Genomic DNA, 17,996 nt, shown 5'->3' on the forward strand with positions numbered 1-17,996 from the left:
TTTTGAAAAATCAGATTGGCAAATGGTTGACTATTCTTATTCCTCTTTTCATAGGAATCGGTATTATTTATTATCAGTATACCACATTGTCTTCTGATGAAATAGAAAAAATAAAAATAAGTTTTCAAAAGGCAAATTACTATTATATATTATTATCGCTTATTATTGCCTGTGTTGGCTATTGGTCTAGAGCCTATCGTTGGAAATTTGCATTAAATCACTTGGGCTATCAAACTAAATTCTCTTCAAATTTTTTAACAGTTTGTGTATCGTATTTGGTCAATCTAACAGTTCCTCGTTCGGGCGAGATTTCTAGAGCAGCATTGCTAAAAAAATACGAAGACGTTCCTTTTGACAAAGCATTTGGCACTATAGTAGCCGAGCGAATAGTAGATTTGCTTATCTTTTTTATTTTTGTTTTTATTGGTTTTGTTTCTCAGTTTGATAAAATTTATCAATTTCTTTTAAGCAATAATGTTTCCCTACAATCCTTAATTATCACTGCAATTATTGGACTGCTTTGTTTCGTCATTTTTGTTTTAATATGGATTTATGCCGAGTGGAAAATAATTTTAAAACTCAAGAAAAAGTTATCGGGCTTAATTGAAGGTATTACAACAGTCTATAAAATGAAAGACAAATGGAAGTATATTTTTCATTCCTTTTTTATATGGTTTTCCTACTTGATGATGTTTTATGTTGCCATTTTTGCTTTACCAGAAACAACCGAAATTAGTTTTGATGTAGTCATAATGGGCTTTATTTTTGGCAGCTTGGCTGTTGGTTTTTCTAATGGAGGGCTTGGCGCTTATCCTTTCTCTATTGCGTTAATTTTTTCGCTTTACGGAATCACAAAGGATGTTGGAACTGCTTTCGGATGGTTGGTTTGGACCTCACAAACTATTTTGGCTATTTTTTTGGGTCTTATTTCGTATTTACTTTTGCCCATTTTAAATAAAAATAAGTAATTATTTCAACACCGCTTTTAACATGGTGTCATCTTTCAAAATGATACCATAATATTGGCTTTCGCCAAATAATTGACGAGCAAATTCTGCAGTAATATACTTTTTGACCAAAGTTTTATTGTTGCTAAGTTTCATTTCCAATCCAGCAGTTTTCAAATAACTTTCAAATTTCGAAATGTAACTGTCGTCTTTTTTCATTTTATGTAAAAAGTCGTGAAATAGCAACCCTTTAAATGCTGTTGGATTTTTGTCAAATTGTTCAAAAACAAAATGCCCCACAATACCTGAAGTAAGAATATACGCCAAACTTTCTTCCCCTTTATTAACCTCTAATGGAACAAATATGTCAGGAACAATTCCGCCCCCGCCATAAACAATTCTTCCTTTTTTTGTTTTGAATTTTAAGGAATCCGCGATTTTTATTTTATCTTTTGTATAAAGTTCACCACTTTCAAAACGGGAGTGCCCATCGTTACTATATTTTTCTCCTTCTCCTTTGATATATGGTTTTTGAATAGAACGTCCACTTGGTGTGTAGTATCTCGAAATGGTTAATCTAACGGCTGAACCATCATCAAAATCCATTTCACGTTGAACCAATCCTTTGCCAAAAGAACGCCGACCAACAATGGTTCCTCGGTCATTATCTTGAATGGCTCCCGCCAAAATTTCACTAGCTGAAGCAGAATTTTCGTCAATCAAAACGAAAAGTCTACCCGTTTCAAAAATACCTTTTTCGGTTGCAAATGTTTTTTCAATAGTTCCTTTACGGTTTTTGGTAAAAACAACTAATTCTTTGTCATTTAAAAATTCGTCTGCAATTTCCACCGCTTTTTCAAGATAACCACCTCCATTATCACGCAAATCAATTAATAATGTGGTCATGCCTTTCTTTTTTAATTGTTCTAAGCCAACCTTGAATTCGTCATAGGTATTCTCTGCAAATCGATTGATTTTAATATAGCCTGAAGTTTTCGTAAGCATCAGATAGGTGTCTACACTTTTTATGGGAACAATTGCACGTTCAACGGTAATTTTAATTTTTTTGTTGATGCTTTTTCTAAAAATGGTCAAAGCTACTTTTGATCCTTCTGCCCCTTTTAGTTTATTATACAAACTATCGGTTGGCAATTTTCTCCCAAAAATTTTGGTTTTATCAACGTATAAAATTCGGTCTCCTGCAACAATCCCTGCCTTTTCAGCAGGACCATTTTCTATTGGTTTTATGACTGCTACAGTATCGTTGTACATATAAAAATTAACCCCTATACCCACAAAATCTCCCTTCATAATTTCGGCTTCAGATGATTGTTCACTTGGAGGAAGATAGATAGAGTGCGGATCCAGATTAGCTAAGATACTATTGAGCGTCTTATCAACAATAGAATCAGAATTGACTTCGTCAACATATTCTTCGTTAATAAAATCAATTAAACGTTCAATTTTCACTTTACGAGCATTGTTTTTAGATACTGTTGTTTTAGGAAAATTAATCATACCGCCAATGATAATTCCCATGGCTACGCATGCAAATAATAGTATTGGAAGGTAAATGCCTTTTGATTTCATCGTATGCTGAATTTTTCCTAAACTAGTTTCTGGGTATCATTTATCCCAAATCTTCAATTTGATTCACAATTACACCTGCCTTTTCTAAAAACTCCAGGCCAGTTGTGTCACGATAACCATGTTGAAAAACGACTCGTTTTATGCCCGATTGGTGAATGAGTTTGCTACATTCTTTACAGGGAGAAAGCGTGATATACAAAGTGGCATTTTCACACGTTTGAGTAGAACGTGCTACTTTTGAAATGGCATTGGCTTCGGCATGAAGCACAAACCATTGTGTTAATCCTTCTTCATCTTCGCAGCAGTTTTCAAAACCGGTTGGGGTTCCGTTATAACCGTCAGAAATTATCATTCGTTCACGTACAATAATGGCGCCAACTTGCTTGCGTTTGCAATAAGATAGTTTGCTCCATTCGGCTGCGATTCTAAGATAGGCTATATCGTATTTGAGTTGTTTTTTTTCTTTCATTTTACACTGTACTTGTTTACTGCGTCAGTTTGCATCGCTCGGGTCAGTATCTCAGGAATACTGATCATCAAATGGGTTTTTTCTAGCCCCGATCGAAGCGGTACCCAGTATGACGAAAGGCAGCTGAGTATAGCGTAGAGCGGGAACCTGCCAGCCGGCAGGCTGGTAAGCTTAGCAAATATACCGAAACCTTTCGCTTCTAATAACGTTATTTATACCAAATTTCATTTTGAATTAGAATTGGAATTATCACACCCACTGTAAATGCAGAAACCATCAATATCCAATCACGTTTAGTGAATTTAAATAAAGTTTGAATTACATAACTTAGAAGTAGCGCAATAATTACTACAATAATTTGTGCCGATTCAATACCAAGTGCAAATTCAATTAGTGGTAATAATTTGTCAGTAGCTTTTCCAGAAAGAATACTATTGAAATAATTAGAAAACCCCAAACCATGAATAATTCCAAAGAAAAGAGTAATAAATCCAACAAAAGAGATGTTGTCTTTTTTACTTGATTTTCCGGCTATAATGATGTTATAAAATGCAGCAATGAGAATTGTAACTGGAATTAAAAACTCCACTAAAGTTGATTTGATTGTCAGAATATTGAAAACAGAAAGAAATAAAGCTAAAGTGTGTCCCAGAGTGAAAAGGGATACTAAGATTAGTATTCTTTTCCATGATTTAAATTCATAAGGTACGGTTAAGGCGAAAAGAAATAGAATATGATCGTAGGCAAATATGCTCATCACATGCTTTAATCCGATAATGAAATAGATCCAAAAATCTGACATGGTAATTTGGGAGTTTGATATGTAAACTTACAATTTATTTTGTTTTGCTGTAAAAATAAAAGCTAAAATTAGCAAATATTTTTTTTGATTTATGTTATCAAAAAGGTCATTTTTCAGCGATAATAAGAGTAGTTATTTCTTATTGTGATTTGGAAAAAGCAGAAAAAGATTTTTAGAAAAGCTAGCCATAGGTTTAGAAATTTCCGCAACAGAATATGAGTACATATTACTTACGAGCAATCGGAGTTTTTCAACAATATTTAGACATAAACGTCTCCGCTTTTGCTACCATATTAAAACTGCCACAAAAGAAAGGCACTCTTTGGTGCAATTCGGTGGGTTGTATTTCCATAATTCGACCAAAACCATCCGAGGCTTTTCCCCCGGCTTGTTCTACTATAAATGCCATGGGATTGCATTCGTAGAGTAGGCGTAATTTTCCTTTTGGAGATTTAGAACTCGTCGGATAAATATAAATTCCACCCTTAATCATGTTTCGGTGTATGTCAGAAACTAAGCTTCCTATATACCGAGAAGTGTAAGGTCTATCTTCCTCTTCTAACTGACAATATTTGATATAATCTTTTACACCTTGTGGAAAATGCACATAGTTGCCTTCGTTAATGGAATAGATAGTGCCATCTTTAGCAAATTGCATGTTTGGATGGGATAAATAAAATGTTCCAATGGCAGGATTTAATGTAAAACCATTCACGCCATGACCAGTGGTATACACCAGCATCGTTGAGGTTCCATAAATTACATAACCCGCCGCCACTTGTTGTGTTCCAGGTTGTAAAAAATCTTCTAAAGTAACCGGAGTTCCTATAGGTGTAATTCTTCTGAAAACCGAAAAGATGGTTCCAACAGAAACATTCACATCTATATTAGAAGAACCGTCTAAAGGATCCATTAAAACCACATATTTATTATTATGGCCTTCATCTAATCCTTGAACTGTAATGAAATCATCACTTTCTTCTGAAGCAATACCACAAACAATTTCACGATTAATCAAGGTTTGAATAAAAATATCGTTGGCATAGACATCTAGTTTTTGTTGGTCTTCACCCTGTATGTTTTGTTCGCCAGCAGCACCAACAATATCAACTAAACCCGCTTTGTTTACTTTGTAATTAACTACTTTGGCAGCCAACCGAATGGAGTTGATAATTTTGGATAATTCACCTGATGAATATTGATGTGCCTTTTGGTTCTCAATGATAAATTCCCCTAGAGTTTTGTTGCGTTCTTCCATTACGAAATCGTTGTAGTTGTTTGTGCAAATATCGATAAATTTGGCTAAGAAAAAATCTATTTCACGAAGAAATTATTAATTGTATTTTTGTTCCAAATATTTCCCAAATGAACATCCGAAAAGGAGAAAAAAAAGATATGAAAGCCGTTCTTGAATTAATTCAGGAATTGGCTGCTTTCGAAAAAGAACCTCACGCTGTTGAGGTTACTGTAGCGGATTTGGAAAATGACGGTTTTGGTGCGGATCCTTTGTTTTATACTTTCGTAGCAGAAGTAAAAGGAACTATCGTTGGAATTGCACTTTACTATTACCGCTATTCCACTTGGAAAGGCAAAACAATACATCTCGAAGATTTGATTGTAAAAGAAGAAATGCGCGGATGTGGCGTGGGTTTTGAATTGTATACTAAAATTATCGAGCAAGGAAAAATTGACAGAGTGCGTCGGATTGAGTGGGCTGTTTTAGATTGGAACACATCAGCGATTGAATTTTATCAAAAATCAGGAGCAAAAATATTGGAAGAGTGGCGTGTAGCACAAATGGATGAAAGAGGCATTTCAAATTTTCTAGAAAATTTGAAAGCCAACTAACGAAAAAATAAAAAACCAAATTCCAATACTAGTTATGGAATTTTAACATTAGAAGAATGAGAATATTCAAATTTGGTGGCGCATCAGTACAAGATGCAGAGGGTATAAAAAATGTTTTTAGTGTATTAGAAAAAGTAGGTCACCAAGACACGCTTTTGGTAATTTCTGCAATGGGAAAAACCACGAATGCTTTGGAATTGGTAATCAAAAATTATTTTGAAAAGTCCAACGAATTAAATGCATCCTTGCAAGATGTTCGCAAATACCACAACCAAATTTTGCTAGATTTATTCGATGATGAAGATCATGATGTTTTTTTTGCCGTAAACAGTCATTTTGCCGATTTAGAATATTTTATACGAAGTAATAAATCACCGAATTATAACTTCGTCTACGATCAAGTGGTAAGTTTTGGTGAAATTATTTCTACCACAATTGTAAGCCATTATTTTAATCATGTGGGGTTAAAAAACAATTGGATGGATGTTCGTAATTTCATTAAAACCAATAATAATTACCGTGATGCCGATGTCGACTGGGAAAAAACGCAACAGTATATTTCTAAAGGAGTTAAGAAGAAAGCACTCAATATAACCCAAGGGTTTTTAGGCTCGGATGAGAATAATTTTACTACTACACTTGGGCGCGAAGGATCTGATTACACAGCGGCAATTTTTGCGTATTGTCTTAATGCCGAAAGTGTCACCATTTGGAAAGATGTGCCGGGAGTTTTGAATGCTGACCCACGTTATTTTGAAAATGCCATTTTATTAAATCAAATTTCCTATCGAGAAGCGATTGAATTGGCGTTTTACGGAGCGTCAGTAATCCATCCAAAAACATTACAACCTTTACAGAAAAAGGAAATTCCATTATTTGTAAAATCGTTTATCAATCCTCTTTTACCAGGAACCAGGGTTTCTAAAGGGCAAGATTTAGAGCCAAAGACTCCTTGTTTTATTGTAAAAAAAGAGCAATTGCTGCTTTCGCTTTCGTCTATTGATTTCTCATTCATTATGGAAGAAAATATAAGTGACATTTTTGCTTTATTGCACCAATACAAAATCAAAACAAGCTTAATTCAGAATTCGGCGATTAGTTTTTCGGTTTGTCTTGAGGATAAATTCAGTAATTTTAATGAAGTAAAAAACATACTTTCCAAAAAATTCAAGGTTTCCTACAACGAAAATGTTTCGCTTTACACCATTCGTCACTTTGATGAAAAAGCAGCCATAATGGTAGAAAAAGACAAAACCGTTTTGGTAAAACAAATTTCAAGAGAAACGATGCAGATAGTGACGAAGGAATAATTCGATTTTATTTTATACTTTTATATAAAAAGAAGCTATGGAAATCAAAGATTTATCAAAATATTCTAATGCTGAAAAAATTATTTTAGCGGAACAACTTTGGGATAGTGTTTCAAAAAAAGACATAGAATTGTCAAAAGAAATCCAGAAAGAATTGGATTATAGACTACAACTTTTAGAAGAAGGTAAATCAGAACTTTATTCTATGGAAGAAGTAAAAAAGCAGATAAATAAAATTAGAAATCAATAATGTATACCATTAGTTTTACTAAGGAAGCATTATTTGACATTGAGTATATAGTTCTTTGGTATGAAGAACAAAGAGTTGGACTTTCGTATGATTTTGAATTGTGTCTGGAAGCAGGTTTAGCAGAAGTTTTAAGAAACCCAGACAATTTTCAGAAACGTTATAAAAAAGTACAGGTTAGATTTATTTCTCGTTTCCCTTATGGAATTCATTATGTTGTGAAAGAAAACACGATTGTTATAATTGCAGTTTTTCATACGTCACTTTCTCCAAAAAACTGGTCTAAAAGATTATAAATCATAAAAAAACATACATTTTCAAAGGTTTTTACGTTATTATACGTATGCTAAAAAAACGCTTTTTATTAATGCTATTTATTGGATTCTCCCAGCTTCATGCTCAGGAAATAAAATCGTTGTATCAAAATAAAAAAGTTGCCGTTTCAAACGATACAATCGAAATTGAAAAAGTAAGTATTAGTCCAAGTTTTTTCAAATTGCTAAACAACGATGGAACAGTTATAGATTCTACATTCTACAAAGTTGATGTTAAAAAAGGAAAACTGGTTTTTAAAAATGGATTTACAGCTGAAGATAGTGTAACGATTCGGTATTTCAAATATCCAGAACAACTAACCAAAACCTACAGCATTTATGACCAAGAAAGAGTCGTTGCTAGCGATGCAAATTTGTATAAAGTAAATCGTTCCGTCAAAAAGTTTGTGCCGTTTGATGGCTTGAATACTTCGGGAAGTATTACTCGTGGAGTTACTATTGGTAACAATCAAAATACATCGGTTACTTCAAATCTTGATTTACAAATCACAGGAAAAATATCCGATAAAGTTTCGCTGCGCGCTTCTATTCAAGACAGTAATATTCCGCTTCAAGACAATGGATATTCTCAAAGATTAGATGAGTTTGACCAGATTTTCATCGAACTGTTTACCGATAAGTGGAATATTCGTGCAGGAGATTTATTTTTAGAAAACAGACAATCTCGTTTTCTGAATTTTAATAAAAAAGTTCAAGGACTTTCTACTCATTTTACTTTTGGAGGAGAAGAAAACAAGACCGATATTTTTGCTTCGGCCGCTTTGGTTCGTGGGCAATATGCCAAAAGTTCCTTCACTGGCCAAGAAGGAAATCAAGGGCCATATAAATTAAGAGGTAATAATGGTGAGTTGTATGTACTTGTAATTTCGGGGTCTGAACGCGTTTATGTGAATGGAATTTTACGGAAACGTGGCGAAAATAACGATTATCTTATTGATTATAATGCAGGAGAAATTACGTTTACTTCGCTTTTTCCGATTACTTCCGAAATGCGAATTGTTATCGAATACCAATATTCTGATAGAAATTATACTCGATTTGTAACGTATGCCGGAGCCAATCATGAAGCTAAAAAATGGAGTTTAGGAGGCTATTTATATTCTGAAAATGATGTAAAGAACCAACCATTACAGCAAAATTTAACCAATGAACAAGCTGCAATTTTGAGTAATGCAGGCGATAATGTCAACTTGATGAATGCGCCTTCTGCCTATTTAGATTCGTATTCCGACAATAAAATCTTATACAAAAAAATTGTAGTTACTGCAGGCGAAGCTTTTCAATACTCTAATAACCCAACAGACGAATTATATAATGTTAAGTTTACGTTGTTAGGCACTAATTTGGGGAATTATATTTTGACAAATTCCTCTGCAATTGGCAAAATTTACCAATATGTAGAACCAATTGCAGGTATTCCGCAAGGAAATTACGAACCAATTACACGCTTAATTGCACCGACTAAAATTCAGATTGCAACCGTTATGGGAAAATATAATCCAAACGAAAAGACAAGTATAGATTTTGAAGTAGGCATAAGCAATAATGATTTGAATTTGTTCTCAGCTATAGATGATAACAATAATAAAGGAATAGCGGGGAAGTTGAATTTCAAACAACGATTATTTACAAAAAAATGGCAAATTGACGCCTTTGGAAATTATCAATACGTACAGGAAAATTTCAAAACCATTGAACGTTTATTCAATATTGAATTCAATCGCGATTGGAATCTGACCACTTTTGCAGGAAATCAAAGTTTGATAATAAATGGTTTGAATTTTATTTTGCCCGAAAAAGGAAAGCTAACCTATCAGTTTGAAAAGCTTGATTTCTCTAAAAGTTTTTCCGGAAGCCGTCATATGTTAAATGGTCTTTTCAAACTTAAGAATTGGAATATTCTTCAAAATAGCAGTTATTTAACTAGCGATGGGACTTATGCCAATACCACTTTCATCCGAAACCAATCGCAAGTCAAGTTTAACTTAAAAAAAAATTGGATAGGAGGGAATCTTAGTATAGAAAACAATAAAGAAAAGTTAGTTGCAACTAATCAGTTGTCTTCGTTAAGTCAACGATTTACCGAATATGGCGCCTTCGTAGGTCGTGGCGACAGTACCAAAGTTTTTGTTGAATTCGGCTATTTGCAACGCGTAAATGACAGTTTATTTAGTGGAGTCTTAAAAAGGGTAAATACGTCACAGTCCTATTATTTGAAATCAAAATTAGTGCAAACCAAAAAAAGCGATTTGACCTTATTTGTTAATTATCGAAACCTAAAATATATTGATGAAACAAGACAAAACGAACCTTCATTAAATTCCCGTTTACTATATAACGATCAATTTTTTAAGCAATTGATGCAGGTTACAACGGCGTACGAAACCACGTCAGGAACTATTGCCCAACAAGAATTCACATATCTTGAAGTAGAACCTGGGCAAGGCGTATACACCTGGATAGATTATAATGGCAACGGAATTCAAGAACTGCAGGAATTTGAAGTGGCACCATTTCCTGATCAGGCAAAATACGTTCGTGTGTTTTTACCCAACCAAATCTTTTTAAAAACCCATCAGAATAAGTTCTCGCAATCACTGACTTTAAACCCGAGCCAGTGGCAAAATGCCCAAGGATATAAAAAAGTATTGTCACATTTCTACAACCAAAGTTCGTTCTTGATTGAGCGAAAAATAAAAAGAAACGGAGCTAATTTCGATTTGAATCCGTTTTCAGATTCCGATGAAAATATGCTTGGGCTGAACACCAGTTTTAGGAATAGTCTGTTCTTTAATCGCGGAAAGCAGAAGCATTCGACAACTTTTACAATAATCGGCAATCAACTGAAAAGTTTACTTTCTGTAGGATTCCAACAAAGTAAAAATAAGATATATCAATTGCAATACGCACATTTACTTAAAAAGACATGGCTTTTTTCTTTGGCAACAGAAACATCTGAAACGCTCTTGTTTTCAGAAAATTTCAGCAGCAAAAATTTTGAAGTTGATGGCTATCAAATCAACCCCAAGATTTCCTATTTGTTCAATAAAAATGCAAGTTGGGATCTGTTTTATGAACTACAAACGAAAGAAAATCAGATAGGAAACTCAGAAAGTTTGAAGCAAAATCGATTTGGTACTTCGTTTTCTTATGCTAGCGAAAAGAAGTTTACGATGAATGGGGAAATTTCATTTTATGATAACAGATTTGTTGGCGATAGCCAATCTCCAGTAGCTTTTCAAATGCTGGAGGGCTTACAACCTGGGAAAAACATGACTTGGAGACTACTTTTGCAAAAGAATTTAACACAGTTTCTAGACATTAATGTTAATTATCAAGGTAGAAAATCAGAGACTAGCAAAACCATTCATACTGGAAATGTTCAACTTCGAGCGTATTTTTAATTACTTTTAAAATATTCAAATAGTTTTTTCTTTACTTTTATAGCTCTAATTTGTAAAATAAAATAACATGAAAAAACTATTTTTACTTTCACTCCTTTTCGCTTTCGTTTTAAATATGAATGGACAAGAAAAAAAAGGTGAAAAATCAAAAACAACAACAGAAAAATCAACTAAGTCAAAAAAAGAAGTAGAAAAAAAAGACAAAAAAGCTAAATCAACAACTCAAAAATCTGCTAAACCAAAAAAAGAAGCAAAAACAAAAGTTCCTCTAAAAAAAGATGGAACTCCAGATAAAAGGTATTCTAATTCAACTAAAGAATCAAAAGCACCTCTAAAAAAAGATGGCACGCCAGATAAGCGTTATAATAATTCAACTAAAGAAAGCAAATCATCACCAACGGGGCAAAAAAAAGCTGCTGATGGAAATGCAAAAGCTAGTTCAAATAAAGCATCTGCAAAAACCAAAAAAGAAACAAGTTCAAACGAAAAAGCACCAAAAAAGAAAGATAAAGCCACTGGAAAATACAAAGGCAAAACAGTTTATACCGGTCCAAGAGGCGGAGAATATTATATCAATTCCAACGGGAATAAAACATACATAACCGACTAAAATCAGGTTTTATTTGCATTGTTTTAAAAAAGTGAGTTTTCTAATTGAAAAATCACTTTTTTTTATCCATAAAAACTAAAATTTAAGGCCAAGTGAAATGTTAAAATTACACCGAAAGTAAATTCTTACTTCCCTTTGTTTTAGGGCTTTTACAACTTTATATATTATTTAAAACATTGAAAATCAATAATTTAATTAAAATATAAAATTAGGGCAAAACGGCTCTATTTGTTAAAAACTAGAGCGTATTGTGAATAAGTTTGGCTTTCATTTTCCGTTTCGTTTGACAATCTTTGTAACATACAGATTCGATTAAACTACCAACAATATTTATAAAAACACAAATTCAAAATGGCGAGCATAGAACCAATTTTACAAGAAAACAAAAATCGTTTCGTGATTTTTCCAATAAAACATCATGATATTTGGGATTGGTACAAAAAAATGGAAGCTAGTTTTTGGACTGCAGAGGAAATCGATTTACACCAAGATTTGTCCGATTGGAACAACAAATTAAATGCTGATGAAAAATATTTTGTCAAGCATATTTTAGCCTTTTTCGCAGCTTCGGATGGAATTGTAAATGAAAATTTAGCCGAGAATTTTGTAAACGAAGTACAATATCCAGAAGCAAAGTTTTTTTATGGCTTTCAAATCATGATGGAAAACATTCATAGTGAAACCTATTCACTTTTGATAGATACGTATGTAAAAGACGAAGCCGAAAAAGCACAACTTTTCAACGCTCTAGAGGTATTTCCAGCGATTAGAAAAAAAGCAGATTGGGCATTAAAATGGATTGGTTCTGATTCGTTCGCCGAAAGATTAATCGCTTTTGCTGCCGTTGAAGGCATCTTTTTCTCAGGCGCATTCTGCTCTATTTATTGGTTAAAAAAACGCGGATTAATGCCCGGCTTGACGTTTTCAAACGAATTAATCTCCCGTGATGAAGGGGTTCACTGCGATTTTGCAGTGCATTTGCACAACCATCACTTGGTGAACAAAGTGTCAAAAACTAGAATTACAGAAATTATTACGGATGCTCTAGACATTGAGCGCGAATTTATTACCGAGTCACTCCCCGTGAGTTTAATTGGAATGAACGCAACTTTAATGACACAATATTTAGAATTTGTTGCCGATAGATTGTTGGTGGAATTAGGTTGCAATAGAGTATATAATTCCTCAAATCCATTCGATTTTATGGACATGATTTCATTGCAAGGAAAAACCAATTTCTTTGAAAAACGCGTAGCCGAATATCAAAAAGCAGGGGTAATGAATACCGATTCTGAAGCCAGTAAAATTACTTTCGACGCCGATTTTTAATCTGAACTTGTTTCATATTCTCATGAATTAATGCAGAATCTGGAGCGAATGGCTCGGGCATTTTAGGAAACCATATTCCTGCTGTCCGTTCCAATTTTTTGTTTTGTCTCCCTCAGCGTCTACCTGTCGGCAGACCCGCAGTCGAAGGGCTTATTTTAAAAACAAAAAGATTTCCACTTCCATCAGGGCTAGGAAGTAAATCATAGCACTAAAAACAGATGCTGAAATGAATTCAGCATAAACAAATAACCAGAAAATAGGTAAAGGGATTTTCTATTTTCAAAAACTGACAAGCCTATGTATGTAGTAAAAAGAGACGGACACAAAGAGCCGGTAATGTTCGACAAAATCACGGACAGAATTAAAAAATTATGTTACGGATTAAACGATTTAGTAGATGCTGTAAAAGTAACCATGCGGGTAATCGAAGGTTTGTATGACGGAGTAACTACTTCAGAACTTGACAATTTAGCAGCAGAAACGGCTGCATCAATGACCATTGCTCACCCAGATTATGCACAACTAGCGGCGCGAATCGCGATTTCTAATTTGCATAAAAACACCAATAAATCCTTCTCGGAAACCATGAAAGAAATGTACTTTTATGTAAATCCAAGAACGAACCAAAAAGCACCATTATTATCGGATGAAGTGTATGAAGCGATTCAGGCAAATGCCGAATATTTAAATTCACATATCATTTACAACCGTGATTTTAATTACGACTATTTTGGGTTCAAAACCTTAGAACGTTCGTATTTGCTAAAAATCAATGGTAAAATCGTTGAGCGTCCGCAACATATGTTAATGCGTGTGGCAGTTGGAATTCACTTAAACGACTTAGAATCGGTAATCGAAACCTACGATTTGATGTCGAAGAAATTCTTCACGCATGCCACACCAACCTTGTTTAATGCCGGAACGCCAAAACCTCAAATGTCTTCATGTTTCTTGTTAACCATGAAAGATGACAGCATCGACGGAATATACGATACACTTAAACAAACAGCAAAAATCTCGCAATCTGCCGGTGGAATCGGTTTGTCAATTCACAATGTTCGCGCAACGGGTTCTTACATTCGTGGTACCAATGGAACATCCAACGGAATCGTTCCAATGTTACGCGTATTTAATGATACCGCTCGTTATGTAGATCAAGGCGGCGGAAAACGTAAAGGAAGTTTTGCTATTTATTTAGAGACATGGCATGCTGATATTTTCGAATTCTTAGACTTAAAAAAGAATACCGGAAAAGAAGAAATGCGCGCACGTGATTTATTCTTTGCCATGTGGACCTCCGATTTATTCATGAAACGCGTTCAGGAAGATACTACTTGGACATTGATGTGTCCTAATGAGTGTCCGGGATTATGCGATGTTTACGGAGAAGAATTCGAAACCTTATACACTTCATACGAAGCACAAAATAAAGGAAGAAAAACCATCAAAGCACGTGAACTTTGGGAGAAAATCCTAGAGTCGCAAATTGAAACAGGAACGCCTTATATGCTCTATAAAGACGCAGCTAACAGAAAATCCAACCAAAAAAATCTGGGAACCATTCGTTCTTCAAACCTTTGTACCGAAATCATGGAGTATACCGCTGCAGACGAAATTGCCGTGTGTAATTTGGCTTCGATTTCCTTACCAATGTTTGTAGAAAACGGTGAATTCAACCACCAATTGTTATACAACGTAACCAAGCGCGTAACGAGAAACTTAAATAAAGTAATCGACAGAAATTACTATCCGGTTCCGGAAGCCGAAAATTCGAATATGCGTCACCGTCCCGTTGGATTGGGCGTACAAGGTTTGGCCGATGCTTTCATCTTATTGCGCATGCCGTTCACCAGCGATGAAGCAAAAAAACTGAATCAGGAAATTTTTGAAACCATGTACTTTGCGGCCGTTACCGCATCGATGGAAATGGCCAAGGAAGAAGGACCATACTCTTCTTTCAAAGGCTCACCAATTGCAAACGGAGAATTCCAACACAATCTTTGGAACATCAAAGACGAAGAACTTTCAGGACGTTGGGATTGGAAAGCGTTACGAAAAGACGTGGTGAAACACGGAGTACGTAACTCCTTGTTGATGGCACCAATGCCAACCGCTTCAACATCTCAAATTTTGGGCAACAACGAAGCATTCGAACCATACACTTCTAACATTTACACCCGTCGCGTATTGTCGGGCGAGTTTATTGTCGTAAACAAACACTTATTAGAAGATTTGGTAAAACGCGGCCTTTGGAACGAAGATTTGAAACAACAATTGATGCGTAACAACGGTTCGGTTCAGGATTTAGATATTCCACAAGATTTGAAAGAATTGTACAAAACCGTTTGGGAAATGTCTATGAAAGACATCATCGATATGTCACGCCATAGAGGGTATTTTATTGACCAGTCACAGTCGTTGAACTTGTTTATGCAAGATGCCAACTATGCCAAACTAACGTCGATGCACTTCTACGCTTGGCAAAGTGGTTTGAAAACCGGAATGTATTATTTGAGAACCAAAGCAGCCGTAGATGCCATCAAGTTTACCTTGAACAACGATAAAAAAGCTGAGCCAATAGTACAAATAACCGAGCCAGTTGCGGTTGAGGTAATTGCGCCCAATGAAACCGGCGAAATGACCGCCGAAGATTTTGCAGCCATGGTAGAACGCGCACGCAATGCCGGACCGGATGATTGCGAAATGTGTGGGTCGTAAAAAAGAGAAAAGAAGAAAGAGAAAAGAATAAAGAAATACAGCTGTCGAGAGATGGCTGTTTTGTATTTAAAAACTGATATTATAATAAATGAGAAACGCCTCTTTCGAGGCGTCGGACTAAAGATGCTATCTTTAGCGTTGTTATTGTGATGCAAATATAAAGAATAATAAATGGGAGATACAAATATTTTAATAAAAAAAGAACGTGTTGTAGTTTATGTAGATGGATTTAATTTATACTTTGGCATGTTAGATGCAGGTTTTGATTATTGTAAATGGTTAAATTTAAAACTTTTAGTTGAGAATTTATTACAACAAAATCAATCATTAATAGAGATTAAATATTTTACAAGTAGAGTTAGTAATAATCCAGACAAACAAAAAAGGCAAAATACATATATAGAAGCTTTAGAAAGTGTTGATGTAAATATTTTTTATGGAAATTATCAATCTGACAAGATTGAATGTAAAAGGTGTAAAAATGTCTGGCCAACCTATAATGAAAAAATGACTGATGTAAATATTGCTACACAAATCTTAATAGATGCCTATCAAGACAAATACGATATGGCGATGCTAATTTCAGGAGATAGTGATTTAGTTCCACCGATGAGAGCAGTACATGAAATATTTAAAAACAAACGAGTTTTTGTTGCCTTTCCTCCTAAAAGGCATAATCAATCCGTTGCCCTAATTGCAAAAGGGTCGTTGACAATCGGCAGGAAGAAACTTGTTGAAAGTCAATTCAACGACAGTGTAACAAAAAAAGATGGATATGTTTTGAATAAACCAAAAAATTGGTGATTTAGCTAAAATAATTTTGTAGAAATTATATAAAAGATATAATAGAGAGTGCAAAATCAATTATGCTATCTGTTCAAAAAACTATTCAATCATCATATAATGATAAATGGTAAACATTAATAAAAGAATATTACTTTAAAAAAAAACAGATTTAAATAAATTATGAAACAACAAATTTTAATATCCCTATCATTCTTATTCATTTATGGATGCTCATCAAGTTCAGATTCTAATAATACAGCAGATTTACCTACATTAACTACTGTAGAGGTTTCATCAATTACTACTGCAACAGCAGTTTCTGGAGGGGTTATTTCAAGTGATGGAGGAGCTAGTATATTGGAAAGGGGAGTTTGTTGGAGTACAAGTGCTAATCCTAATGTTTCTTTAACAACAAAAACAACAGATGGGACAGGAATTGGAACATTTACTAGTAATATATCAGGTCTTGCTGCTAATATAACTTATTATGTTAGAGCTTATGCAACTAATAGTGTTGGGACTGCTTATGGAACTATGGTGAGTTTTACAACATCTAACCCCTTAACAGATATAGATGGAAATACTTATCAATTAGTAACTATTTGTGACCAGACTTGGACCAAAACCAATTTGAATGTATCTAAATATAAAAATGGTGATGTTATACCTCAAGTTACTAATCCCTCGGCATGGGCGAATCTAACCACTGGTGCTTGGTGTTATTACAATAACGACTCTTCAAATGGTGCAGTTTATGGTAAATTATATAATTGGTATGCTGTAGTTGACCCACGAGGATTAGCTCCTTTAGGTTACCACATACCTACTGATAATGAATGGACTACTTTAACCACTTGTTTAGGAGGGTTATCAGTTGCGGGTGGTAAAATGAAAGCAACAGGTACATCGCTTTGGCTGAGTCCTAATACCGGTGCTTCCAACAGTTGTGGTTTTACAGCAATTCCAGGAGGTTATCGCTTTAGTAATGGAACATTATTCGACCTGATTGGCCACTTTGGTGGCTGGTGGAGTTCTACGGGTTACACAGGTACTAATATGGCTTGGCCCCGCTCAGTTTATTACAATGATGACAAGATTTTCAGAAGTTCCAGTTATAAGGCAGATGGTTACTCAATTCGTTGTCTTAAAGATTAATAACCTTTAATGTCAAAAAAAGTTAATATTTCAAATGGCAAACTTCCTGTTTTTTTGATAAAAATAAAAAAACACTTATTTATAAAAATTAAATTTAAAAGTAATGAAAGAAATACTTGCAAAATCATTATTAAATAAAATTGAAAGACTCGAAGCATTCGAAGAAAGGCTTTCGGTGAGGTTTGAGAATATCTCGATAAAAATTTATGCAAATAATGCTGTTTCTGTATATTGTGAAATACATTCCAATAAAGGTACAACTATAGAAAAAACTGTCAAAATTGAATGTACTGCATATGATAATGACGGTCAAATACTAGATGTTAAAAATACTTATGTGTCAAAAGATAATTTTTTTGGATTTGAAATTTTGGAATTTTATTTTGGAGATGATGAGATTGCAGATAAAATCAATAAATTAAGATTATATCCAAAATTATAAAACA

The 17,996-nt window shown here is 34.3% G+C and carries 16 protein-coding genes; 12 read left to right on the forward strand and 4 right to left on the reverse strand.

The features are described 5' to 3' along the window. Nucleotides 1-2 precede the first annotated feature (2 nt). The gene (locus tag ACIQ2L_RS08525; protein WP_396157784.1) at nucleotides 3-968 is read left to right on the forward strand and encodes a YbhN family protein; all 966 of its coding nucleotides are present in this window, start codon (nucleotides 3-5) and stop codon (nucleotides 966-968) included. Here the strand turns inward: ACIQ2L_RS08525 and ACIQ2L_RS08530 are convergent, their stop codons facing one another. The 4 genes from ACIQ2L_RS08530 to fbp all read right to left on the reverse strand — a co-directional run bounded on the left by ACIQ2L_RS08530 (nucleotide 969) and on the right by fbp (nucleotide 5,066). Beyond that, entirely contained in the window at nucleotides 969-2,537 is a 1,569-nt protein-coding gene (locus ACIQ2L_RS08530) for a S41 family peptidase (protein WP_396157785.1), read from the reverse strand. Nucleotides 2,538-2,577: 40 nt separating this feature from the next. Beyond that, nucleotides 2,578-3,006 carry a deoxycytidylate deaminase gene (locus ACIQ2L_RS08535; protein ID WP_396157787.1) on the reverse strand — a complete coding sequence of 143 codons (429 nt, stop codon included), beginning with the start codon at nucleotides 3,004-3,006 and terminating at the stop codon, nucleotides 2,578-2,580. Nucleotides 3,007-3,214: 208 nt separating this feature from the next. Beyond that, nucleotides 3,215-3,808, reverse strand: coding sequence for a HupE/UreJ family protein (locus ACIQ2L_RS08540; RefSeq protein ID WP_396157788.1), 594 nt, complete (start codon nucleotides 3,806-3,808; stop codon nucleotides 3,215-3,217). A 250-nt stretch (nucleotides 3,809-4,058) separates the two neighbouring features. Continuing rightward, a complete protein-coding gene (gene fbp, locus ACIQ2L_RS08545; RefSeq protein WP_396157790.1) occupies nucleotides 4,059-5,066 on the reverse strand; it encodes a class 1 fructose-bisphosphatase in 1,008 nt (335 codons plus the stop codon). 107 nt (nucleotides 5,067-5,173) lie between these two features. Between fbp and ACIQ2L_RS08550 the strand changes: the two genes are divergently transcribed. From ACIQ2L_RS08550 to ACIQ2L_RS08600, 11 genes are all read left to right on the forward strand, one after another. After that, nucleotides 5,174-5,656, forward strand: coding sequence for a GNAT family N-acetyltransferase (locus ACIQ2L_RS08550; protein WP_396157791.1), 483 nt, complete (start codon nucleotides 5,174-5,176; stop codon nucleotides 5,654-5,656). Between the two features lie 56 nt (nucleotides 5,657-5,712). Next, a complete protein-coding gene (locus ACIQ2L_RS08555) occupies nucleotides 5,713-6,966 on the forward strand; it encodes an aspartate kinase (RefSeq protein ID WP_396157792.1) in 1,254 nt (417 codons plus the stop codon). 37 nt (nucleotides 6,967-7,003) lie between these two features. Further along, complete coding sequence (locus tag ACIQ2L_RS08560) at nucleotides 7,004-7,216, forward strand: addiction module protein (RefSeq protein WP_396157793.1); 213 nt, start codon at nucleotides 7,004-7,006, stop codon at nucleotides 7,214-7,216. Next, nucleotides 7,216-7,509: a type II toxin-antitoxin system RelE/ParE family toxin gene (locus ACIQ2L_RS08565; RefSeq protein ID WP_396157794.1), complete on the forward strand. Its 294-nt coding sequence runs from the start codon at nucleotides 7,216-7,218 to the stop codon at nucleotides 7,507-7,509. Before ACIQ2L_RS08560 ends, ACIQ2L_RS08565 begins: the two co-directional genes overlap by 1 nt. Nucleotides 7,510-7,556: 47 nt before the next feature. Continuing rightward, nucleotides 7,557-10,952, forward strand: a complete 3,396-nt coding sequence (locus ACIQ2L_RS08570) for a hypothetical protein (RefSeq protein ID WP_396157795.1) — start codon at nucleotides 7,557-7,559, stop codon at nucleotides 10,950-10,952. Between the two features lie 67 nt (nucleotides 10,953-11,019). Beyond that, nucleotides 11,020-11,562 (forward strand): hypothetical protein, encoded by a 543-nt coding sequence (locus ACIQ2L_RS08575; protein WP_396157796.1) that lies wholly within the window; start codon nucleotides 11,020-11,022, stop codon nucleotides 11,560-11,562. Nucleotides 11,563-11,913: 351 nt separating this feature from the next. After that, on the forward strand, nucleotides 11,914-12,891 hold the full coding sequence (locus ACIQ2L_RS08580; RefSeq protein WP_396157797.1) for a ribonucleotide-diphosphate reductase subunit beta: 978 nt from the start codon (nucleotides 11,914-11,916) through the stop codon (nucleotides 12,889-12,891). A 297-nt stretch (nucleotides 12,892-13,188) separates the two neighbouring features. Then, nucleotides 13,189-15,609, forward strand: a complete 2,421-nt coding sequence (locus ACIQ2L_RS08585) for a ribonucleoside-diphosphate reductase subunit alpha (RefSeq protein ID WP_396157798.1) — start codon at nucleotides 13,189-13,191, stop codon at nucleotides 15,607-15,609. Nucleotides 15,610-15,780: 171 nt separating this feature from the next. After that, nucleotides 15,781-16,413, forward strand: coding sequence for an NYN domain-containing protein (locus ACIQ2L_RS08590; protein WP_396157799.1), 633 nt, complete (start codon nucleotides 15,781-15,783; stop codon nucleotides 16,411-16,413). A 162-nt stretch (nucleotides 16,414-16,575) separates the two neighbouring features. Then, nucleotides 16,576-17,550, forward strand: coding sequence for a fibrobacter succinogenes major paralogous domain-containing protein (locus tag ACIQ2L_RS08595; protein ID WP_396157800.1), 975 nt, complete (start codon nucleotides 16,576-16,578; stop codon nucleotides 17,548-17,550). Between the two features lie 103 nt (nucleotides 17,551-17,653). Further along, nucleotides 17,654-17,992 carry a hypothetical protein gene (locus ACIQ2L_RS08600; protein WP_396157801.1) on the forward strand — a complete coding sequence of 113 codons (339 nt, stop codon included), beginning with the start codon at nucleotides 17,654-17,656 and terminating at the stop codon, nucleotides 17,990-17,992. Nucleotides 17,993-17,996: the final 4 nt, after the last annotated feature.

The organism is Flavobacterium sp., from assembly GCF_044369455.1.
Classification (GTDB): domain Bacteria; phylum Bacteroidota; class Bacteroidia; order Flavobacteriales; family Flavobacteriaceae; genus Flavobacterium.